The 21,259-nt window shown below is 36.5% G+C and carries 12 protein-coding genes; all 12 read right to left on the bottom strand.

Features of this window, described 5'->3' with window-relative positions; all coding sequences use genetic code 11:
- Positions 1–48 precede the first annotated feature (48 nt).
- Positions 49–1,368, bottom strand: a complete 1,320-nt coding sequence (locus LUA86_RS16060; protein WP_231464614.1) for a DUF3887 domain-containing protein — start codon at positions 1,366–1,368, stop codon at positions 49–51.
- A 340-nt stretch (positions 1,369–1,708) separates the two neighbouring features.
- Entirely contained in the window at positions 1,709–2,092 is a 384-nt protein-coding gene (locus LUA86_RS16055; RefSeq protein ID WP_231464611.1) for a hypothetical protein, read from the bottom strand.
- A gap of 154 nt (positions 2,093–2,246) precedes the next feature.
- Complete coding sequence (gene rpiA / locus LUA86_RS16050; protein ID WP_231464608.1) at positions 2,247–2,936, bottom strand: ribose-5-phosphate isomerase RpiA; 690 nt, start codon at positions 2,934–2,936, stop codon at positions 2,247–2,249.
- 325 nt (positions 2,937–3,261) lie between these two features.
- Entirely contained in the window at positions 3,262–5,235 is a 1,974-nt protein-coding gene (locus LUA86_RS16045) for a hypothetical protein (RefSeq protein WP_231464605.1), read from the bottom strand.
- Between the two features lie 11 nt (positions 5,236–5,246).
- Entirely contained in the window at positions 5,247–6,668 is a 1,422-nt protein-coding gene (locus LUA86_RS16040) for a DUF1080 domain-containing protein (protein WP_231464602.1), read from the bottom strand.
- A 97-nt stretch (positions 6,669–6,765) separates the two neighbouring features.
- The gene (locus LUA86_RS16035; protein ID WP_231464599.1) at positions 6,766–9,051 is read right to left on the bottom strand and encodes a GH92 family glycosyl hydrolase; all 2,286 of its coding nucleotides are present in this window, start codon (positions 9,049–9,051) and stop codon (positions 6,766–6,768) included.
- Positions 9,052–9,077: 26 nt separating this feature from the next.
- Positions 9,078–10,469 carry an alpha-L-fucosidase gene (locus LUA86_RS16030; RefSeq protein ID WP_231464596.1) on the bottom strand — a complete coding sequence of 464 codons (1,392 nt, stop codon included), beginning with the start codon at positions 10,467–10,469 and terminating at the stop codon, positions 9,078–9,080.
- Positions 10,470–10,481: 12 nt separating this feature from the next.
- The gene (locus tag LUA86_RS16025) at positions 10,482–12,677 is read right to left on the bottom strand and encodes a GH92 family glycosyl hydrolase (RefSeq protein WP_231464594.1); all 2,196 of its coding nucleotides are present in this window, start codon (positions 12,675–12,677) and stop codon (positions 10,482–10,484) included.
- Between the two features lie 119 nt (positions 12,678–12,796).
- Entirely contained in the window at positions 12,797–13,714 is a 918-nt protein-coding gene (locus LUA86_RS16020) for an ROK family protein (protein ID WP_231464591.1), read from the bottom strand.
- A gap of 65 nt (positions 13,715–13,779) precedes the next feature.
- Entirely contained in the window at positions 13,780–16,047 is a 2,268-nt protein-coding gene (locus LUA86_RS16015) for a GH92 family glycosyl hydrolase (RefSeq protein WP_231464589.1), read from the bottom strand.
- A gap of 350 nt (positions 16,048–16,397) precedes the next feature.
- The gene (locus LUA86_RS16010; protein ID WP_231464587.1) at positions 16,398–18,038 is read right to left on the bottom strand and encodes a RagB/SusD family nutrient uptake outer membrane protein; all 1,641 of its coding nucleotides are present in this window, start codon (positions 18,036–18,038) and stop codon (positions 16,398–16,400) included.
- A 13-nt stretch (positions 18,039–18,051) separates the two neighbouring features.
- Positions 18,052–21,075: a SusC/RagA family TonB-linked outer membrane protein gene (locus LUA86_RS16005; RefSeq protein ID WP_231464584.1), complete on the bottom strand. Its 3,024-nt coding sequence runs from the start codon at positions 21,073–21,075 to the stop codon at positions 18,052–18,054.
- Positions 21,076–21,259 lie beyond the last annotated feature (184 nt).

Genomic DNA, 21,259 nt, shown 5'->3' with positions numbered 1-21,259 from the left:
TGCTCAATCTTATTCCGATTGAGCATTTACTTTAAATATCTTAAAACCTTACTTAATCTTTATCCAGGCTATAATATCATTAATCAGCGTTGCCGAAACACTCGAAAAAGTTTGGTATTGTGTTCCCGTACCTTTTTCAAGCTGCTGACTTAACAAGTGATTAATACCGGGATAAAACTTAAATTCTACATTTTGTTTTCCTGCCAAATTCGTTTTCCAAAGATTAAAATCCTCTTCTGTAACCTGATAATCGTTACCGCCCTGCAATACTAAAATACGTGGTTTGGTAATGTTTTTTGCCGCTGCAACCTGGTCATAATTATTCAAATCTACCCAGTAAGAAACAGGTAAACCTAAAATAACAGAATCGGGTTTCATGGTGCCGGCCTGTGTTATTTTACTTTTAGAAAACTCTGCAATCAACTTATCAAACTGTTCTTTTGATTTTTGAGTGGTATCATTCATTTTACTAAACAAATACTTGTTCTGGTCGATAATTAAATCGGTAAGCTTACGTGCAGGTGCAGCAGCCATAATAACGCCACTTAAATCTGGAAAAGAAGCAGCAATTTTAGTGGCAAGCATTCCGCCTAAACTGTGTCCAAATAAATATATGCCTTTTAAATCTACACCAGGAACAGTTTTCGCCATTAACAACGCTTGGTTTGCATCATCCAAAACTTCTTCTTTTACAGTAAAAGCTTTCTGAAATTCGTTGGCATATATTAATGTTCTTTTAACATATCTGATGGATGCAATTCCTTGCGCTGCAAAACCGGCTGCCAAATCTTTAAAGGGCTTATTAGGGCCTACGGTTTCATCCATATCATAAGAACCTGAACCATGAACAAATACAACAAGTGGGAAATTCTTTGCATTTTTTGGAACAGTAATTACTGCAGCAAGCTGATGCCCGGGAGTAGTAATATAAGCAGTTTTCTCTGTATATAAAGTAGTATCGGCGTATGCAGGCGACAGGTATTTAGGAGAATTTACTTTTGGAACCAGAAAAAAGCCGACAATTTTTTGAGCTTTATTAAAACCCAATATAAAATCTTGCGTGCCTCTTTCAAATTTGCCTTCTACGGTTACAGCAAAAAACTGACCTTGAACTTTACTTTGAACTGCATCAATTGATTCTGATTTACCTAAAGAAGTATGCAAATCCGTCCAAAGTTTTTTTAAATTCTCTTCCGAAATTTTCGTTTTTACCGTATCATCAAAAAGACTATAGGCATCTGTAAACTTTTGTTCTTCCATTAATTGAAAGAAATTATTTGCATTGTTGAAAAGCGCAACTACATTTTGAGAAAAAGATGCAGTTGTAAACATCAACATAACAAACATTAATAAAATACTTTTTTTCATGAATAATATAAGGGTGTTCTGTTTGGTTAAAATTTAAACAGCCTAAGTTAATAATATTTGAAGTGTATTTTACTATTAAACAACTAATTGATTAGTTTTTTGTTAGCCATCAGCAGCTTTACAAAATAATTTTTAAAAAAAATTAATTATTACACAATAAATAAATATTTGAGCGTTTATGTTACCGAGAGCGTTAATTTAGATGACGGGGATACTGCTTAGGTGGTATCCCCGTTTCTTTTTTAAATCAAAATATCACATCACCATAAATTCTTACAAAAAGAAAAAGGAACACTTTTATATGGTGTTCCTTCTTTTATATATGATGGAGTTAAGAATTTTAGTTTTTAAAATTTTGCTGCTCTGCAGAATTTTGAAAATTATTTAAAGGTTTGTATTGTTTGGGTTTTAAAATAACCCACAGCCCAAGACCAATTAAAACTAATGCGATTGAAATTTTTGACATTTCAAAATCGAAAAAAGTAATGTCACGTAGTGTAAAGAAACCTCCGATTAAGGTAAACGCCAACCAGCCACTACCTTGAAAATTTTTGCTGTATCCAATCCATAAACCAGCACCAAGCATAATGGTGTGCCAACTTAAAACCCAATGTGGAACATCTATGCCGCTATTTCTTAAAAGAAGTACAGCACCTATTACGATAATTAAAACACCAAATCCTAATTGTTTATCTGAGTGATTTTTGTTGGTTAAATTTTCCATGACCTTTGTTTTTATATATCAAAAGTAGCTCGAAAACTGATGCAGAGAAATGGCTTTTCTACGAGTAAACAGGAATAGTCGGTGAGTGAAATAAATTAGTCGGTAAAAATTTTTGATAAGGTTTTAGATTTGAAAAACCTCGGTGAAAATGTATTTAGGAATAGGTTATGATTTCGTTTCTCTTTGCCATAATCACTTTAGCCGTTAAACCTATAAATATGCCATGGGCTAATACACCGTCAATCTGATTTAGTTGAAAAGCAAGTGTTTCAGGTTCGTTAATCAAGCCGAAATCAGCATCAATTATGTAGTTCCCGTTATCGGTAATAAAGTTTTTATCTCCTTTTAGTCTGATTAAAGCTCTACCACCCATTTGTTCAATTTTATTTACAACATATTTATAGGCTAAAGGAACTACTTCAACAGGAACGGTAAAAGCACCAAGTTTGGCAACTTTTTTAGATGAATCGGTAATAATGATGGCATTTTTACTTAAAGATGCGATAATCTTTTCGCGAAATAATGCTCCGCCGCCGCCCTTAATTAAATCTAGTGATTCTGTAAATTCATCTGCACCATCAATGCTGATATCGATAACGCCCAGCGTTTCCAATTTTAAAATTTCGATACCAGCTTTAACCGCCAACTCTTCTGTTGCGAGGGAGCTTGCTGCAGCTTTTATCTTTAAGCCACCTTTAATCCGCTTAGCCAACTCGTTAATTGCAAAGGTTGCAGTGCTGCCCGTACCTAAGCCAACAATGTCCCCATCCTTAATAAATTTAACTGCTTCAATCGCAGCAGCTAGTTTTTCGGCGTTTTGCAGTTCTTTATTAATCGGATTCATGTCGTAAAATTAATCAATTTATTATATGCAAATCTATAGAACCGCTAAAGAAGAATTATCCGACATCACTATGTGAAAAAAAAATAAAACCTGATGCAATAAAATCTAATTACAGCGTTAATGTATATGAGAGCGTTAATTTAGATGATGGGGATTCTGCATAAGCGGAATCTCCATTTCTTTTTTCGGTCCATTACAAAAATTAAAATCGATTTGCTGGCTTTGGTAACACATTAATTTTAACGAGCTAAAATTTACTAATAGCTCTTAAACCAAAAAACGGCTGGCGTTTCCACCAACCGTTTACCAAACTTAACTAACTATCTTATTTATCCAAAGAATTAATCCAGGCTGCAATTTTTAAACCTTCGGCTTTGGTAACCTGAGGCATTGGCGGCATCTCTGTTGAGTAACCCGGCCAGTTTTGCGGTTGTGGATTGTGAATTAACTGAACAATTTTTTCTGGAGAATATTTACGTTTTGCAATTTCCACAAACGCCGGACCGATTTGTCTTTTGGTTGTGTTATGGCATGCTGTACAAGTTCTTCTGGTTAATAAGCCTTCAACTTCTTTAAAAGTTGGCGCCTTTACCGCAGCCGTAGTTAACGGTGTTGTGCTGGTTGCACCTTTAGCTTCTGGTTTAGCACCCGTACCCGCTTTAGGGCTAGCTGCTTTTTTCACCGGCGTAGCCGATGCTTTTGGACCATTTTCAGAGTTTTTTGTACTTACCCCGGTCATTGATAGTTTTTCACCATCAGCAATTTGGTTTAAAGTATAATAAGCCACCGGATGTACCAACGAATAAAAACCTTCTTTATCACGAACACCATCTAACGTTAAAGTATGGATATAATATTGGCGAAGGTTTGGAATGATTAATCTAACTTTCATACCATCTTCTGATACCTTAACGCCGTTTATTTTTAATGTTTCGGTATTTACCGGAGGCGAACCATAAACCGGATGATATTTATAAATAAAGCTTTCTGCTGCATAAGATGCTAAATCTTCTGCTGATTTACGATCAACTGGTTTAGTAAATTCTACTTCAAAACCATCGGGCATCGAACGTACAGCCTTCATTTCGAAAGGCACTTTATTGTTGTAAACCAAACGCTCTAAGCCTTCGTTTGCATCACCAGCAGAACCCCATCCACGATTTGTTTCACCAACAAACAATGAACCATCAGTTCCCCAAGCTAACCTTAAAACGCCAGAACGGAAGCCTTTTCTGAATAAGAAAGCAGCACCTTGTTCTTCGCCTTTAACGGTTTCAAGGAAAATTCTCGAGATGATACTCATGCCTTGATCGCCCACCAAAATTTGACCGGCAAAAGGTCCGAAAGTATTTTCAGGGATTTTTACTGGCTCAGCCGATGAAATACCTAAAATTCCGTAAGGCAACCAAACCGAAGGTAACTTTAACTCCGGAAAAACCTTCTTCATATCGAAAAGCGTTTTAAAAGTTTCATTTACACGATTTTCTGGCTTGATGTATCGTCCTTGCTCATTTTTAATTCTACGCTCATCAATACTAGAATAAAAAAATTCTGAAGTTAATTTAACTGGTGAATCAGATCTGCCTGCCCATCTTAAACTTGCAGGATGCCCCATAAAATCGCCTTTATTTACCTTCCACAAACCACCAGAACCAACCCAATCGCCTTGGTTTTCAGTATAATAGAATTGATTATCTATCATACCAATACCTGCCGGCGAACGGAAGCCCGCTGCATAAGGTGTCATTTTACCATCTTCGGTAATATTCATTGCCCAACCACGCATTGGTACCCGGCTTTCGCCTCTCCACCATTCTTCATCGCCAAAAGCTACGTTTGCAGTAACTAAAAATGTTCCATCCTGAGCTATTTTCGGACCAAAGCTATATTCGTGGTAGTGACCACTTAAAGGCCATGCGTAAACCGTTTCGTAAACATCGGCTTTGCCATCCATGTTCTTATCAACCAATTTGGTTAATTCGCCACGTTGAGCAACATAAAGCGCTCCATTTTTGTAAGCTAAACCTAATATTTCGTGTAAGCCGCTGGCAAATTTGCGGAAATATGGTTTCGTACTGGTTGGATTTTCAACAATATAAACTTCACCTCTACGGGTAGAAATTCCTAAATCGCCATTTGGCAAAGTAACCAAACCACCAACTTCTAAAATTGGCCCTTCGGGCACTCTTACTTTATTTATTCTGAAAAAATCTTCTTCCTTTGGTGTTTCCTGAGCAAACAGCGTTGAGAAACTTAAGCCCAAAGCTAATGTTGCAAGTGTTTTAAATGTATATCTCATCGTTTTTCAGATTAAAATAATATAGAATAATTTAATTTGCTTCCGATAGGAATAATCAGTTGTTTTTTGCCGTTCGCATCTCTAACAATTGGTTTTTCGCCATTTGGAAATTGCAAATAGTAAGCTTTATCATCAACCAGATATAAACCTTTAGAAACTTCGTTAATATCTTTTACCTCACCTAAAAGGAGATAAAGATCTTTTGATGGCTGCTCTAACGTTACCTCACGGCTTAAACCTTGGCCGTTTTCCATAACTTTTATAGCATCTGTAACTTTATTTTCGTATATATTGTACTTAAATTCAGGGCGTTCCTGATTATCCATAACATAACCTTTAGTACGAAATCCGGTACCTGCGGTATCGGTTGTCCAGGCGCTTTCTGGTGTTGCTAATTTTGAAATGGCCAAAACTGGTTTTGATGTAAAACGCGTTACGCTGCCTAAAGGACGAGAGGTTCCATTTCCACGACCATCCCACATTGGGGTTGCATCTAAGAAACCACCATGCCATCCATGCAACAATGTTCCATTATCCAAATCGTAGCTGTAAGCTGTTTGTTGTGGGCCACCAACTGAAATTGCATGTACCGAACGAACACCCGGTAATACATCAACAAAACTACGAATCATTGTATTTGTTGGCGCATCAACATAAATCGGGTCGCCACCACCGCCACCACGGCGAGCATTTTGTGTAGCCATAGCTGGCAAATCTGAAACTGTAATATTACGGAAAGCTACAGAACCATGGTCGCCTTGAAAACGAATTGGTCCCATTGTTCTTTCTGTACCAAAACCGCCTCTTGTTGCGCCATTAAGTTCAACATTTTCATGAATGGTTACTCCGTTTAAATCAACACTTAATAACCTTGCATTTTCAGTTTTCTTTCCAGCTGCATCAAATTTTGGTGCCTGAAAAACGATTTTTATATGTTGCCACAAACCTGGTGCTTTACTTGCATTTTGGCGTGGTGCAATACCTCCGAAACCCTTTTCACCTTCTGGCTTATCATTATCCCAACGCTCATAAAGACCACCGTTATTTGATGAAAGTGGATTTTTAACTGTCCACGAATCTTCTAATTGTATCTCATAATTATCTTGAATATAAATGCCAGAATTAGCACCTTTAGCCAATAGATAATCTAATTCCAAAATCATACTGCCATATTCCTTAATGGTTTTTAAATCGAAACCAGGCTTTTTTGGCAATGATGTATTTAATAATATGCCAGTACCTTTTGTACCTTTTATGGCATTTTCAACATTCATGTCTACAGTTACATCACTAACCAGAGACCAGGAGTTACCCGGTTCTTTAAATGCTGAAAGATCTGTAAGCGGAATATTTGGCTGCTGGCCAAACGCCAGGCATGTACCAACCAGCAAAAATAATGCTGTCGATCCTGCTTTTAAGACGCTAATCTTCATAATGTGTGTTTATTAGTTAATTATTAGTTAAATTTTAATTTATCGCAATTTAGAAACTAGTTAGGTTTTATATCACTAGTTTATTAACCACTTTTTATTATTTTTCTGTTGATAATGAATAAGGAAAATCTACAGGATTTGAACCTCTGGTTTTGTTTGGCGTTGCAGACATACCAAAATTTAACACTGCTCCATTCTGTAGTCCGCTATGGCTAATCCAGTTCTTAGAATATGGTTTAGCATTCATCTGTAAAGATTGTACATAACGGTTATCGGCACTATTTGCCGGTGCATTTATAACAACAGTTTTTCCGTTCTCTAATGTTAAAGTTATCTTTTTAAATAAAGGTGCTCCTAAAACATACTGATCTGTTGCCGGTGTTACCGGATAAAAACCCATTGCAGAGAATACATACCAGGCAGATGTTTGGCCGTTGTCTTCATCGCCACAATAACCATCTGGTGTAGCTTTATACATTCTATCCATTGTTTCGCGAACCCAATATTGTGTTTTATAAGGTGCGCCACCATAGTTGTAAAGGTAAATCATGTGTTGAATTGGCTGATTACCATGTGCATATTGGCCCATATTTGCAATTTGCATTTCACGGATTTCGTGTATTACACCGCCGTAAGCACTTTCATCAAAAACCGGCGGCATAGAGAAAACAGAATCTAATTTTGTTACAAACTTATCATGCCCACCCATCAGCTTTGCTAAACCATCAATATCTTGAAAAACAGACCAGGTATAATGCCAGCTGTTACCTTCGGTAAAAGCACCACCCCATTTAAACGGGCTAAATGGTGTTTGAAAAGTACCATCCTGATTTTTTCCACGCATTAAACCGGAAGCCGGATCGAAAAGATTTTTGTAATTCATTGCTCTTTTCTTATAGATTTCAATCTCCGATGCAGGTTTATTTAAAGCTCTGCCTAATTGATAGATTGTAAAATCATCATAAGAATATTCTAAAGTTTTGGCAGCATTTTCATTCTTCTTCACATCAAATGGAACGTAGCCTAATTCGTTATAATATTTAACCCCATCACGGCCAACTGCTTCCATTGGGCCTTCGTTATTAGCACCATGTTTTACAGCTTCCCATAACGTTTGGATATCGTAACCACGTAAACCTTTTATATAAGCATCAGACACCACAGAAGCAGAATTATTACCTACCATGATATTTGCGTAACCAGGACTGCTCCATTCCGGCAACCAGCCACCTTCTTTGTAATCGTTTATCAAACCTTCCTGCATTTCTTTATTTATTGATGGATAAACAAGATTTAGGAATGGATATAAAGCTCTGAAAGTATCCCAAAAGCCTGTTCCAGCGAACATGTAGCCTGGTTTGGTTTCACCTGTGTATGGGCTCCAGTGTACAATTTTGTTTTGAGCATCCAATTCATATAATTTATTCGGGAAGAATAGCGTACGATACAAACACGAGTAAAAAGTACGCATTTGGTCGATAGTTCCACCTTCAACTGCAATTTTACTTAAGGTTTTATTCCAGGTTGCTTTGGCTTTATTTTTCGTTGCATCGAAATTATCGCTGGCTAGCTCTCTTTTAAGGTTAAGTTCTGCCTGCTCAAAGCTGATGAAAGAAGATGCTGTTTTCGCATTAACTTTTTCGCCTTTAGCTGTTTTAAAACCTATAACAGCGCCAGTATGGTCGCTTGTTAGCTCCAAATCGTTATTTAATTGCTTCCCACTCCAGGTTTTAGCTATGCTGAAATCTTTATCAAAATAAATTACAAAATAGTTTTTAAAGTTTTTAGGCAGCGGACCACGGGCATACTTGCTTGTATAACCGATAATTTTACGCTCTTTAGGAAAAATTTTGATGTAAGAACCTTTGTTTTGCGCATCAACTACTACAAAAGAACTATCCGTTTTAGGGAAAGTAAATCTGAATTGAGCTGCTCTTTCTGTAGGTGTAATTTCGGTGGTAACATCAGCATCTGCTAAATAAACGCTATAGTAGTATGGTTTTGCAACCTCCGCTTTATGGCTAAACCAACTTGCACGTTCATCATCGCTAAATTTTAATTTTCCTGTAACAGGCATAATTGAAAAAGCACCGTAATCATTCATCCATGGAGAAGGCTGATGTGTTTGTTTAAATCCGCGAATTTTATCTGCATCATAGGTATATGCCCAACCATCGCCCATTTTACCGGTTTGTGGTGTCCACATATTCATGCCCCAAGGCACACCTACCGCAGGATACGTATTACCATTTGATAAACTAGGTTTAGATTGAGAACCCATCAATGGGTTTATCCACTCAACCGGATCGCTAATTTTGCCTACCTGCTGTGCGAAACTTCCAGTAGCTGCAAAGCTTAATAAGGCGATAAATAATTTTTTCATTTTTATTATTCAGTTTATGTGTTTTCTTATCTTCTTTCGTTGTAAACCTGAAACTCTGCAAGTTCTACTTGCTTATCAAATTTATCAATCAGCATTCTAACTTTTTTACCCCAAACCCTATTAAAGCGATGAATTTTTATTCTTGAAACATCTGAGCCTGAAAGCAAAAGTTTCCAGATACCGTTTTCATTATACTCTAATCTATATGCTTTTATATTGGGTTTTTTCTCGGCGATTACGATGGTATTAAAAGATTTATCTCTATCAAAGGTAATTTCATACCATGGAGCTTTTACCGTTGGGTTAGACACCCACGTGGTAGAGAAGCTATCATCGTTGGCGAAATCCATAATATTCATGTCATCGCTCCAGCTGGAGTTTGATGCTTGCTTTTTAGCTAAATTGGATGAAATTATTGGATATTCGTTTTTTGGAAGCGGAGGTAAAGGCCCTTCGTTTTTCCACTTGCTTCCAATTTCCTTTAATGTTGATAAAGCATTATCATCAATCAAACCATCACGATTTGGCGCCACATTAAGTATAAAATTGCAATATGCAGCGTTTAATGGCTTTATCATATTTTCTACCAAAACATCAGCAGTTTTAGTACCAACCTTCGGGAAATCTGTTTTCCAGAACCATGCTGTATTTATTGGCAGGCAAGACAATGCAGGCAGCTTATTGCTTTCTTTTTGAATATGCTGACCAGCGCCTTGTTCATAAGATTTAATGTCTGTGTAGTATAAGGCTTCTGCCGGATATTTTGCAGCGTTTAAATCCATAACTAAACATTCTGGCTGGATAGATTTAATTAAAGTGTAAATTTCTTCGAAAGGTATATCATCATAAGATATTCTAGACCAAGGTGCATCCCAGCCATCAATTATTAAAGCATCTATTTTACCATAATTTGTGAGCAGTTCGCGGATCTGAGCTTTGATAAAATCAATCTTTTCAGGTGTAATTAGCCCTGGTCTGATTTTATGATGTGTATCTAAAATAGAATAATAGAGCATTACTTTTAATCCCGCTTTGCGGAAAGATTCTGTATAAGATTTTACAACATCCTTTTTGTATGGGCTGCTCATTACGCTGTAATCAGTTGTTTTGGTGTCCCAAATAGCAAAACCACTATGGTGTTTGGTTGTTAAACAGCCATAGCTCATATTGGCAGATTTTGCTGCTTTTGCCCATTGGTCGGAATTTAATTTTTTAGGATTGAAAATAGAAGGTGATGCCTCGGGATCTGCCCAATCCTGATCCATATAAGTTGGAATATTGTAATGGATGAACATACCAAAGCGCAAATCGACAAAATCTTGCTGACGTTTAATCAGATTAACATCCTGAGCGTTTGATATATTAAAGCTAAGCAGGGCAATAATGATTAACAGGAAGCCTTTATATTGGTATTTCATGGATCGTAAAAATTATAATTTTAATGATGATTGAGGCAAATCCTTAGTTCCCCATGTTTTGTTTGGCATATTTCCCATTACCAAACTTAGCGTTCCGCCAGTTGCTAATTCATCATGTGTAAACCACGACCGGTTTAAAGCTTTACCATTTAATGTAGCGCTTTGAATGTATTTGTTCTCCGCCGAATTATTTTTAGCATTTAGCGTAAAAGTTTTACCATTATCCAACTTAATGGTGATGTTATTAAAAACAGGGCTACCAATACTATATACCGGAACTCCAGGCGTAACCGGAAAAAATCCCATCATAGAAAATACAACAAAAGCCGTCATGCCACCACCATCTTCATCGCCCGGAATGCCGAATAAATTATCGGTATACCAGGTATCCATAAGCATTCTGATTCTTTTTTGGGTTTTCCAAGGCGAACCAGTGTAATTGTAGATGTAAGGAATGTGGAAGCTTGGCTCGTTACCCATTACAAACTGGCCAACTAAACCCGTAGCATCAGGAAAAGTAAACCATAAATTGTATTTACTACGACCTAAACTTGCTCTAAACAAATCATCTAGTTTCTGCTCTGCTTTAGCAGGGCCACCCATTAAGGTAAATAGGCCACTTAAATCATGTTTAACATCCCAATTATATGTGTAAGCATTATTTTCTGTAAAATACTCTCTTCCGCCTTGTCCACCAGAAAATTTAGGATCAAATGGTTCTATCCAATTACCATCGGCATCCTTTGGCCAAACAAAACCTTTATCTGCCCTGTAAACATTTTTATAGTTTTCGGCCCTTTTTAAAAATAATTTATAGTCGTTGGTTTTACCCATATCTTTTGCAAACTGCGCTATACACCAGTCATCAAAACTATTTTCTAAGGTTACCGAAACACTCTGTCTTTTTTCGAAGCCATGTACCTCTTTTACAAATTCCTTTTCGCCGGTTTTAAGCGCAGGCATATAACCTTTTCGGCTGTAAAAACTATCTAATGAGGTTGCCGGACCATTACGCCATGGAAGCAATGTCGCTTCGAGAGAGTTCTTTCTGATGCCTTCGTAAGCTTTTTCTAAATCGAAGTTCTTGACACCCTTATTGTAAGAATCTAAAAACCATGCTGCAGCATGGTTTCCTGTCATGCAAGGATTATCGCCAAAAACCAATGCAAAAGAAGGCATCCATCCACTTTGCTCATACATTTGAACATAAGATTGAATTTTTTCACCTTCAATTTTAGGATTTAAAATCGTTTGCAGCGGCTCTAAAGCAATATAGGTATCCCAAAGCCAGTTATCTACAAAGAAAGGCTTATCAGATATATGTATTTTCTTATCGTAAGCGCTATAATATTTTCCGTATTCATTAATATCAACCATTCTTTCGTAAGAGCGATATAATGAAGTATAGAAAACACGTTTTTGAGCATCAGTACCACCATCAACATTGATTTGGTTAAGTACTTTGTTCCAAACGTTTGTGGCCTTTGAGCGAAGTTTAAGAATATCCCAATCAGAAATTTCTTTAGATAAGTTTTCTTTTGCCTGCTCTATACTGATAAAAGAAATACCATACTTAAAAGAAACATTTTGAACACCATTCAACACTTTCAGTAAACTTCTCTTTTTCGCCTGACCATCCTGATAAATAATTTCGACAGGTGCATTCGTTTCGGCATAGAAATAAGCTTTCATACCTTGAAATTCCTCTACACCACTAATTTTTGTTTTACCATCGAGATTAATTTCACCAGAATTCAGAATATTAAGGCGAAGGTAATTATCGGTTTTACCGGCAAAATTAAATTTGAAAAAACCAGCTTTTGCAGAAGGAGCAAAATTTATGGTTGTTCCGTTGTCTTCTAAAACAGCACTGTAAAAATCGGGCGTTATTTTTTCGTTGTCGTAAGTAAATTTTTGATTCCAGCTTTGCGCATCTACTTTACCAGTAAAAGGCATCAAGCCGAAAAGCCAGTTTTGCCTGTGTGATGAAATTGTTAGCGGAAAATAAGCTATCTGGTCATCAATTTGATCAGCACGAACCGGGAAGGTTCTTAACATACTGTTTGGTAAATGAATGGCTGGTCTGGTTGGCTCTAAAATTAAACCAACACTACCAATTTTAGCATCAACATAAAAAATATTATTGGCTGTTTTTTGAGCTATCGTATTTTGCACATCTGCAAAAAAAACGACAATAAAAAAGGTCAATAATTTAATATTTAAAGCATTGAAATGTTTGCAAGAATTGAGGCTAATGAAAGCTCTTATAATCATTTTTATTATTACTAAATGGTTTTACTACTTTTAATAAAAAAAAGCCTGAGCTTTTAATGATGAATTTTTTTGTGTTCTATTACCTCAACCATTTCATTATGAAAATTAACATCGCAACAACTTGCTGCACCTATTAAAGCTGCGTTTTCTTTTAGTTTCGTAACCTTAATTGTTGCATGCACATCATTACCATTTAAAGTTGCGATTAATTCTGGAGAAAAGGAACTAAATGCACCGGAGATATTGCCTCCGATAATTACCATATCAGATTTATATTTTTTTATTACCGGCACTAAAAATTGCGCCAAATTGTATCCAAACTCCATAAATACACGAGTTGCAGCATGGTCTGTGGCTGTTAATTTAACCAGTTCTTTAACACCTGCAACAGTATTATTACTTAACTGGTTGTATCGTTTTACAAACCATCGGGTAGAAAGATAATCTTCGGCAATTCCGTTTAAAAATGGTGAATTCCATAAATCAGCATCCTGAGCAAAGCCACCTACGGCATAAGAAGAGCCCAAACCTGTACCTAAAGTTAAACCAATAACATTTGCATTTCCACGAGCGGCACCACCGAATACCTCACCCTGCAAAAAGCCTGCTGCATCGTTTATAAAATGAATGTTTTCTGGTAAAATATTTAATCTTGCAGAAAGTTCTTGCTTAATGTTTACCCCATAAAGTGCCTTAAATTTATCCTGATCCTTAATTAAGGATATACCGTTTTCATAATCAAAAGGACCCGGCATGGCTATACCTACAAGTTTATTTTGTACTGTTATTTTTTTAAACGCTTTGGTGATAACATCACACCAGGCTGTTAATATTATTTCTTTGCTTTCCTGAGAATCAACCGCACTTCTATGAATGGAATCACGAATAATTGTCCTGGTTTCTAAATCTACTAATGCCGCTGTAATGTGCGAGCCGCCTATATCTACACCTAATGCAACAGGTTTTTCCATTCTGTCTTTATCTTTCTTAAAAATTTACACCCTGTAAAAATGCTTTGCTTTCAATAGCATTTTATTTATTTACTTAACGAAAAAGGTTTATCTTCTTCGTTTAATCCTCTATTTAAATTCGGTTTGTTGCCCATTTCGAGTTTAAAAACACCACCTTTTGTAATATCACTGTGTGATAAAAAATTTCGGGTGTAACTATTTCCGTTTAAGGTTGCAGATTGAATATAAATGTTTTTATTATCGTTAGCCGGAGCTTCGATGATGAACTTTTTTGAGTTGCCTAAATTAATAGTAATTTTTTTAAACATAGGGCTTCCGATAACATATTCTGCTGAACCAGGTGTTACGCTATAAAGACCCATTGCGCTTAATACATACCACGATGAGGTTTGACCTTGATCTTCATCACCAGGATAACCATTTTCTGTAGCATCGTAAAGCTTTGCCATTACATTTCGGGCATGGTATTGTGCTTTCCAGGGTTCGTTTGCATAATTATACAAATAAACCATGTGCTGAATGGGTTGGTTGCCATGGGCGTACTGACCCAAATTAGCCATAACCATCTCTGTCATTTCATGAATCATACCGCCATAAGTACCAACTTTAACTTTATTAGGTTCTGAAAAAACAGAATCAAGTTTAGCAACAAAGTTTTTATTGCCACCCATCAGGTTAATTAAGCCTTTAGTATCCTGAAAAACAGACCATTGCCAATGCCATGCATTACCTTCGGTAAAAGGCCCTCCCCATTCAATAGGATCAAAGTTTGGCGACCATTTACCAGAAGCATCTTTACCTCTCATAAACCGGGTGGCTGGGTCGTAAACATTTTTATAATTAAACATTTGTCGCTCAAAAATATCCATGTAAAACTTATTGCCTATCATTTTGGCCAGTTGGTAAGCACAATAATCGTCGTAGGCATACTCCAAGGTTTTTGCAGTTGCTTCTCTGTATTTTGGATAAGGAACGTAGCCAAGTTCATAATATTCTTTCCATCCATCGCGGCCATTTGCCGGCCCCCACGGCCCCTTATTTGTAGCCTCGTGCAGATATGCTTTTAATGCTTCTTCCGGATTAAAAGTTCTGATTCCTTTGGCCCAGGCATCAGCAAAGAGCGAAATAGCATGGTTGCCAATCATACTTCCGGCCTCACTAGGGAAAGACCACGAAGGTAACCAACCACATTGTTTATAAGCATCAATCATAGCTTGCATGTATTGGCCATTCATTTCTGGTTGTATCAAAGTATTTAACGGAAATTGTGCCCTGAAGGTATCCCAAAAACCGGTATCGGTAAACATGTAGCCATCATGAACTTTACCATCATATGGACTAAAATAATAAGGTTTTCCAGCTTCATTTATTTCATAAAATTTTCTAGAAAATAAACTTGCCCTAAAGAAACATGAATAAAAAGTCTCCATATCTGCCTTAGAACCACCTTCGACTAAAATTTTGCCTAATGATTTATTCCACACAGCTGCAGCATTTGCTTTGGTTGCTTCCAAAGTTTTATCAACAGATAATTCTCTTTTAAGATTAAGTTCTGCCTGAGCCAAACTGATGTATGATGAAGCCGTTTTTACCTGAACAATTGCTCCGGCTTCGAATTCTACGTATGCACCTTTACCAGATCCTTCTGAAGAAGTAGAATCAGTATTAATTGTATTTTTCTTATTATCCCAGGTGCCAAAATTTTTAATTTTTTTATCAAACTGTATTACAAAGTAACTTTTCCAATCTTTATTAAAACCCTGCCCATTACTTACGTACCCGGTTATTTTATTTTCTTTAGGATAAATTTTTACACCGCTGGTACGGATATATCCATCTAAAACCAGAAAACTTTTTTTCCCTTTGGGATAAGAAAAACGAAGGTGTGCACCACGCTCGGATGGTGAAATTTCTGTAGTAATCTGGTTATCGAATTTAACTTTATAATAATTTGGCTTCGCGATTTCGTTATTGTGGCTAAATTTAGCTTCACGCTTATTTTCATCCACAACCAAATTGTCAATCATTGGCATTAGGGAAAAAACAGCATAATCGCGTGTCCATGAACTACACTGGTGAGCTTGCTGAAAACCTCTTATTGCTTCTTTAAAATATTGATATTTCCAGCCATCACCATTTTTACCGGTTTGGGGTGTCCAGGTATGCATACCAAATGGTAAAGCCGTGGTTGGATATGTATTGCCACGAGTTAATTCGTGTTTAGAGTTTGTGCCTTGAAGGGTATTAACATATTGCACCAAATCTTTCTTCTGGGCCAAGAGCTGACTAGCATACAGACATACAAATACAAATATGAAAAACCTAAATTTCATGTGATGGTAATTTATTTGCGCTTATTTGCTTATTGTTGAATCAATAGAACAACCACATACGCATCGAAAAATATTACAGGATTTATGCATGATAGAATTTGGCTAGTTCAAATGAATTAAATAGGTAAAATAATTGATAGATTATACATTTATAGGTCTTTTAGACTATAATTTTCTTGGCTCAAATGTAATTATTTGACAATAAAGTAAAACGTTTTAGTAGTTTCAATATTAACAAAAAATGGTTAATATTTTAATATACAGCTGTAATATATGAGTTACAAAATGTTTGGTTAAATTTTTGACAAAAAAAGGTGCTCAAACGTGAGCACCTTTTCTTAGGTAGACTATTAATAGCCTGGGTTTTGAGTTAAATTTGTGTTTAATTCTCTCTGTCTTTGAGGGATTGGATATAATGCCTTAGTAGCCGCTGTTGGCGTATGATCCCACCAAGCATTAGTGGTAAATTTACCGAAACGGATTAAATCATCTCTTCTCATACCTTCGAAGATAAATTCTCTACCTCTTTCAGCTAAAAGTTCATCCATAGTTAATGTTGCAGGCGTGTAAGCTCTGGTAGCCCAATTAGCAGCCGTATAAGCACGCTTTTTACAGTCGTTAATTAACTGTACCGCTTCTGCATTTGCAACCCCACCATTTTTACGCATAATTGCTTCTGCTTTAGCAAAATAAATCATGGTTAAACGATAGATATTCCAGTCACCGTTGTTATAGTTAGCATCAATTGCAGGTATTCCACCTGGGCCGGCAAATTGGTTTCCTAATTTATATTTATTGAAACGTACGCCAGAGTTTTCTTCACCTTCACTCATATTCGAAACTGTAGAGTTCGATTTATTTTTACGGATGTTATCTACAAAAACTAATGGTAAACCATTATATTCTTCTGAAGCTAAAACCGGAGCTGTAGGATTTGTAAACTGATACATTGTACCTTCTAATAACCATTCACGTTTTCTTAAATCCGCATCTTCGTAAGTTGTGAAAACACCCGGAATAACAACGATACCATCATTACCATTTCTACCGCCACCATAAATTTGTTGCTGTTTGAAATGATAAAATTCTGACGGCCATGATGGCTGGAAGTTTGCAACACTGTAGTTATATGCAATAGAGAAAATAACCTCTTTGGATAAATCATTAGTTGTTTTAAACGGATCTGTAATGTTGGGATCTAAAGCCATAGTACCATTTTGAGCACCACCATCGCCAGCAATTAATTTATTAGCTGCAGCAATACAATCATCCCAACGAGCTGTTCCCGTCCAAACTTCAGCGTTTAAATATAATTCTACAAGCATAGCATAGCCAGCTGCCTGAGAAATACGACCCAATTGGCTACGCGATAATTTTGGAGTTTTATCGATGTTAGCTTTAATCTCAGACTCAATAAAGTTAAAAACTTCTTTACGAGACTTGGTTTCAGGTTTAGCAGGTATACCAACCTGAGTTACGATTGGAATATTTCCGAACAAATCCATCAATTTAAGATAATGGAATGCTCTAAGCATTTTTAATTCTGCAACAAATGCATCTTTTTCTGCCTGAGAAATACCCATAGCTGCGATATCGCGTTTCTCGATGTTCTCGATTGGGTCGTTACATAAGCCCATACCCCAGAACATTAAAGACCATGCACTGTTAAATCCACCTTCGTCAGTAGTCCAGGTATGGTAATGAAATCTTTTCCATTTACCTCCATCTTCACCATGGCGACCTTTGGTTGGCCATGCTAATTGATCTCCTGAAAGCTCTGCCATACGCCACCAGCTATCTTGACCAGATGGTGTAACCCATGCATTAGCATGTGTATATGGACGTAAAACTGCTGATAAAACCTCAGTTCTGTTGTTATAGAAATTATCTGTTAACAACTCATTGTATGCATTTTCATCTAATTTAGTACATGCATTTGTGAGGCATAATACCCCGGCAAGTACGCTATATATGATTGATTTATTTTTCATTTTATTTTAATCTTTAAAATCCAACATTTAATCCGAAAAGGAACGAACGTGTACTTGGGTAAGAGCCACTATTATCAACACTTGGACCTAAGCCATTGTCATTAATAAAATCAGGATCACTACCTGTATAACCAGTAATTGTTGCTAAGTTTTGACCTGTTGCATAAATACGCATGTTTCTGATAAGCTTAGTCTTAAACTTGAAGTTATATCCTAATGTTACCTCATCCAATTTAACGTAGCTACCTCTTTCTAAATAATAATCAGAATACATGTAGGTATCGTTAATTTGGCTGTATTTATCAAAAGTGCTTGTTAACAAGTTACCAGACCAAGTTTTATTTGCGTAAGAAAGCGCATTTCTATTTAAGATATCATAATCGAATTTACCTCTTAAGAATACGCGTAAATCAAATTGTTTGTATCTAAAATTGTTATTTAATGAAGCATAGTATTTAGGTATTGCGTTACCAATCAATTGCAAATCAGTTACGTTTTTATCTCTAGAATTGTTGATTTGAGCGTTTGGAACGGCCTGACCGTTTCTATTGTAAAACAACCATTTGCCATCAGGAGTGAAGCCTGCAAACTTTTTACCCCAGAATTCACCTAAACGACCGCCTTCATAAGTTACAATTGCATCACCTAAAGCGCCTGCCCCACCAATACCACCGAAAGTTTTAAATGTGATTTTGTACTCATCGTTTGAGTATGCATCCAAATTATTTCTTAATGTACTAGCTGTTGCATCAATATCCCAGCTGAAATCCTTTTGAGCAACCGCAGCATAGCTTAATGCAATCTCAATACCTTTAGATGAAATTGTACCTACGTTTGTATAGATAGAACTTTGAATAAATGGAGGTTGAGGAGAAGTATAAGTATCTAACAAATCTTTCGTTTTACGATTAAATAAATCGATTTGACCAGTTAAACGATTTTTTAGTAAGCTGAAATCGATACCAATGTTGGTTTCAATTTTGGTTTCCCATTTCAAATTTGGATTTGGGTTACGACTTGGACCATAAGTTTCTAAATACTGACCATCTGGATACAAGTAACGGCCACCACCGCCTAAGGTTACCCTCGAGGCATTGTTAGAGAAACCACTGTTACCAGTTTCACCATAACCAACTCTTAATTTTAAGTTATTAACCCAGGTAACATCTTTCATGAAATTTTCCTGAGAAATATTCCATGCTCCGGAAACTGCCGGGAAATTACCCCATTTGTTGTTATCTCCGAAACGTGATGAACCCTCTCTTCTTAAAGTACCAGTTAAGATGTATTTACCATCAAATACATAGTTTAAACGACCAAAAAACGCAATTAAAGTATTATCACTTTTACTACTACCTACTGATGCTTTACCAAGACCTAAAGCCGATCCTTGGCCTAAGTTATCTTCGTGAAATAAATCATTGATGAAACCACGGTTACTAGCTGATAAGCCTTCACTCATGCCATAACGATAACTGTAACCTAATAATGCACTAATACTATGTTTAGAAGCAATAACTTTATTGTAGTTTAATGTTGGTTCAAATGCCCAGCTTTGATTTAGGAAGTCAGACTTACCTGCATAACCACCACCTGGAAAATCTGTATTTTCTACCGAGTTTTCACTGGTTCTTGCACGATAAGCGCCGTCAAAACCGTTATCTCTTTGTACCGAACCAAACACAGAAGCTTTTAATCCATCGATAATATCTAAATCAACTTTAACATCAGCAGATGATGTTTGTTGTTTACGATAAGAAGTTTCCTGGAATAGGCGAGCATATTCATTAGTACTTGTTAAATCAAAACGGTAGCTTCCATCAGGATTAAAGTTTGATAATGTAGGGTTTTTAGTTTGCTCACTTTCCCAACCACCGCCACCTAATAAATTGGCTTTGTTAAAGTTAGTTACCAAGTTTGCAGAAACTCTTAAACGATCATTTAAACCTGTTTGATTAATGTTAAATCTTAAGGTATATTCTTCTCTGCTATTTTGTTTAGCAATACCTTGTAAATCACGGTAGTTAAAACTTGCTCTATAGCTCGTTTTATCTGTACCGCCACTCATGTTAAAGTTATGGTTATTAGAGATATTTTTTTTGTTGATCAAATCCCCAACAAAATCAGTTTCGCTACCAAAGTTTTGTTGTTTAATTTCTCCAGATGCAACTTTAGCTTTATATTCTGCAGGTGTTAAAAATTCTAACCATGGATTATAAACCTCAACCCTTGCATAGCCATTGTAGTTAAACTGCGGCGGACCAGATTTACCTTTTTTCGTTGTGATTAAGATAACACCAGCATTTGCAGTAGAGCCATAAATTGCAGCAGCAGAACCATCTTTTAATACATCAATTGATTCGATATCATCTTGTTGCAATAAATCAGGGTTACCACCAGGAATACCATCAATAACGAATAATGGCGATTGACTACCAGTTACAGATACCACACCACGCAATTGCACACTAACACCACTGTTTGGGTTAGATCCACTTGTACGTGTTAAGCTTAAACCTGCAACTTTACCTTGAATTAAGTCTAAAGCATTTCTAGAACCACTTTGCCTAAACTCATCAGCGGTTACGTGAGTAATAGCAGAAGAAACTTCTTTTTGAGGCAATGTACCATAACCAATACCAACTACAGTTACATCATCTAATGTATCGGTAGCAGGAACTAATTTTACGCTAACTGTTGATGAAGAACCAACGGTAATGTTTTGAGTATCGTAACCAATGTACGATATACGAACCACCTGACCAGTTGAAGCTTCGATAACAAATTTACCATTTGCATCTGTAACAGCAGTTTTGCCTGTTGTTTGGTTTCTTACACCAACACCGGGTACAGGCTGTCCCTTGTCGTCTACTACCGTTCCGGTAATAACGTTTTGCTTTAGCACAGAATTGCTGAGCAAGTTCGTATTCAAGAATCCTCTCGCACCTCCCCACTCCGAATTCATTGAAAACGCAGGACTATTAAGCAATACAATTGCTGCAGATAGCCCCGTAATTTTGAGTAAATTAATTTTCATTAGCGGTTTTGTTAAATTTTAAATTGATTAGTTATGTTTTCTGTTATTATTGTTTACATCCGTTGTGCACTACCATACACAATAGCAAACTTTAATCTATCTGATATTTTATTGTAGAGCGTTTGTTTTAGATTATATGTTCCGTTACAGCATATATAGTATTGGCTCCATTAGAAAAGTCCGT

Origin of the sequence: Pedobacter sp. Leaf132 (genome assembly GCF_920984695.1) — a bacterium.
Taxonomy (GTDB): Bacteria; Bacteroidota; Bacteroidia; order Sphingobacteriales; family Sphingobacteriaceae; genus Pedobacter.
This window is presented reverse-complemented; position numbering and strand designations above follow the sequence as displayed.

Bases quoted from the DNA above. Each gene is read 5' to 3' on its own strand.
- LUA86_RS16005 (WP_231464584.1), bottom strand. From the start codon at position 21,075: ATGAAAATTAATTTACTCAAAATTACGGGGCTATCTGCAGCAATTGTA.
- LUA86_RS16035 (WP_231464599.1), bottom strand. From the start codon at position 9,051: ATGAAAAAATTATTTATCGCCTTATTAAGCTTTGCAGCTACTGGAAGT.
- LUA86_RS16040 (WP_231464602.1), bottom strand. From the start codon at position 6,668: ATGAAGATTAGCGTCTTAAAAGCAGGATCGACAGCATTATTTTTGCTG.
- LUA86_RS16030 (WP_231464596.1), bottom strand. From the start codon at position 10,469: ATGAAATACCAATATAAAGGCTTCCTGTTAATCATTATTGCCCTGCTT.
- LUA86_RS16015 (WP_231464589.1), bottom strand. From the start codon at position 16,047: ATGAAATTTAGGTTTTTCATATTTGTATTTGTATGTCTGTATGCTAGT.
- LUA86_RS16060 (WP_231464614.1), bottom strand. From the start codon at position 1,368: ATGAAAAAAAGTATTTTATTAATGTTTGTTATGTTGATGTTTACAACT.
- rpiA (WP_231464608.1), bottom strand. From the start codon at position 2,936: ATGAATCCGATTAATAAAGAACTGCAAAACGCCGAAAAACTAGCTGCT.
- LUA86_RS16020 (WP_231464591.1), bottom strand. From the start codon at position 13,714: ATGGAAAAACCTGTTGCATTAGGTGTAGATATAGGCGGCTCGCACATT.
- LUA86_RS16055 (WP_231464611.1), bottom strand. From the start codon at position 2,092: ATGGAAAATTTAACCAACAAAAATCACTCAGATAAACAATTAGGATTT.
- LUA86_RS16045 (WP_231464605.1), bottom strand. From the start codon at position 5,235: ATGAGATATACATTTAAAACACTTGCAACATTAGCTTTGGGCTTAAGT.
- LUA86_RS16010 (WP_231464587.1), bottom strand. From the start codon at position 18,038: ATGAAAAATAAATCAATCATATATAGCGTACTTGCCGGGGTATTATGC.